Below are 2,173 nucleotides of genomic sequence, written 5' to 3' on the forward strand. Positions count from 1 at the left end.
GGTAAAATATAGTTAATATATTATTTTATTGTGGAGGTGAAGATTTCCTATGTATATATTCATCGGCTTATCCCTCTTACTCATATTACTTATTTTTTTATTCGCAAAAAAATTCACACCAAACTCATTCATGATGACTAGCTTTAAAGGTAATAGCTTTAGGACATTTTCAATCGGTATTTTAATCGCTGCCATACTCTCACTTTCATATGGAACTTATCATGCGGTAACATATCAACCTAGTTATTTAGATATTAAATTAAAAAATCAAAACTATACTGTTTTCGGTAATGTAGGCGAATTCGGTTATTTCTCCGAAGAATTATTAAAAAAAGATACAGAAGTACAACTATATTTCGTCTCTTGGAAAACAATACAGTTAAAAAATCCGGTAATACTTATAGAATATCCTTCAGGAAAACAAGAAACATGGAAGCCAAATATCGTATCAATACCGGTAAATAAATTACAAGAAAAACATGATATAAAAGATATTTATCAACTATCACCGTATTCATTTAAAGAGTCTGGAGAAATAACATTAACAATAAAAGAAAACAATGTAAAAAACAATACAATTTCCATTCAAATAAAATAAATAAAAACTGTTCCTCCATTTTGCTGAAGGAACAGTTTTTATTTATTCTACAGTATTATTTATTTAATGTAGCCATTATTTCATTGGCTATATTCTTTCCATTTCCAATACACGCACCAATTCCGACACCATAATATGAGGCACCAGCTAAATATACATTTGGATAAAGATTCGTCATTTTTTCTTGCAATGCTTGAACCGCTTGATTATGTTCTAAATGATATTTCGGCATTAAATCTTTCCAATTTGTAACTTCGACTACTTCTGGCTCACCTTTAATTCCGAGACTCTTTTCAATATCATATAAAGCTACTCGTACTAATTCTTCTTCACTATAATTTTTGATTGTTTCATATACCGGATTGGTGCTCTTATAAAACATTCTTACTAATAATTTTTGTTTACCCGATGTATGTTTCCACTTTCGACTTGTCCATGTACAAGCATCACAATGTAAATCACTGTTTTCCGTTACAATAAACCCTGTGCCGTCAGCTGGTAGTTGTTCATCTAGTATGTCAAATCCTAAGTAAATACTTATAAGAGATGAGTTTTTAAATGTATTAAACTGCTCATTTAACTCATTAGACTGTAATAAAGTTTGTGCTATATCATGCGGAGCTGCTAAAACAACATAATCAGCTTGTATTGTTTCATGATTTACAAAAGAAATCTCATATCGATCTTCTTGTTTACTTACAGCCGTCGTTATAGCACCTTTTTTTACGACAGTTTCAGTGAGCACTTCTTCTAAGCGATTAATTATCGTAGATAGTCCACCTTTAAATGATACGAATTTTTTATTTCCTGCTGATTGAAATTGTTTTTTATTCTCTTCAAAACCTTTAATAATACTTCCATACTTATTTTTATAATCCAGTAAATACGGTAATGTAGATGCCATTGTAAGCTCATTCAACTTACCAGAATATACGCCTGAAAGTACAGGAGCAATTTGTCTTTCCACTAACTCTTTCCCTAAGAAACTTTCTAAAAATAGAGCAAGTGATGTATCTTCCGTAAACTCTTTATTTTTCGTTATGAAATCTTTTAAAGCTACGATTTTCCCTTTCGTTGAGACTAGCGTACTGCTAAACAAAGACTGGGCGCTCATCGGTATCCCAAATATAGTATCAGAAGGAATCGGATGTAACATGTTTTCAGAATATATGTAAGAAATACCCGTTTCATTATATACCATTTCATCTTCTAAATTTAAATCTTTTACAAGTGGCATAACATATTCATTACGAGCAACGATTGAATCCGCTCCTGACTCCATAATGAAATCCTTTTCTTCCACACTATGGATTTTACCACCTAAATACTCTTCTTTCTCAATAAGAATAAAATTTAAATCGATATTATAATCCTTTTTTAATTTTTCTAAATAAAACATAGTAGAAAGTCCCGTTATACCTCCACCGATAACAACAACTGTTTTCATATGTGCTGCGCTCCTAACCGATACAATTAATAATTCCTTTTTATTATAACCAAAAGTCCTTATATTCGACTAGCAAGTTGCGCATTCTGTAAGAAATTAGACAATATATTTGAATATATTTTCAAATT

General features: G+C 30.7%; 2 protein-coding genes. One reads left to right on the forward strand and one right to left on the reverse strand.

The window, feature by feature from the left end; genetic code table 11:
- Positions 1-49: 49 nt before the first annotated feature.
- Positions 50-598: a hypothetical protein gene (locus ACQGSG_RS28515; protein WP_000275250.1), complete on the forward strand. Its 549-nt coding sequence runs from the start codon at positions 50-52 to the stop codon at positions 596-598.
- A 55-nt stretch (positions 599-653) separates the two neighbouring features.
- Here the strand turns inward: ACQGSG_RS28515 and ACQGSG_RS28520 are convergent, their stop codons facing one another.
- Positions 654-2,045: a protoporphyrinogen oxidase gene (locus tag ACQGSG_RS28520; RefSeq protein WP_000860344.1), complete on the reverse strand. Its 1,392-nt coding sequence runs from the start codon at positions 2,043-2,045 to the stop codon at positions 654-656.
- Positions 2,046-2,173 lie beyond the last annotated feature (128 nt).

The sequence above is a fragment of the Bacillus sp. GMa5/1 genome (assembly GCF_050172015.1).
In the GTDB taxonomy this organism is placed as follows: domain Bacteria; phylum Bacillota; class Bacilli; order Bacillales; family Bacillaceae_G; genus Bacillus_A; species Bacillus_A cereus.

Excerpts from the sequence above, each read along its gene's own strand:
- ACQGSG_RS28520 (WP_000860344.1), bottom strand. The coding sequence starts at position 2,045 with ATGAAAACAGTTGTTGTTATCGGTGGAGGTATAACGGGACTTTCTACT.
- ACQGSG_RS28515 (WP_000275250.1), top strand. The coding sequence starts at position 50 with ATGTATATATTCATCGGCTTATCCCTCTTACTCATATTACTTATTTTT.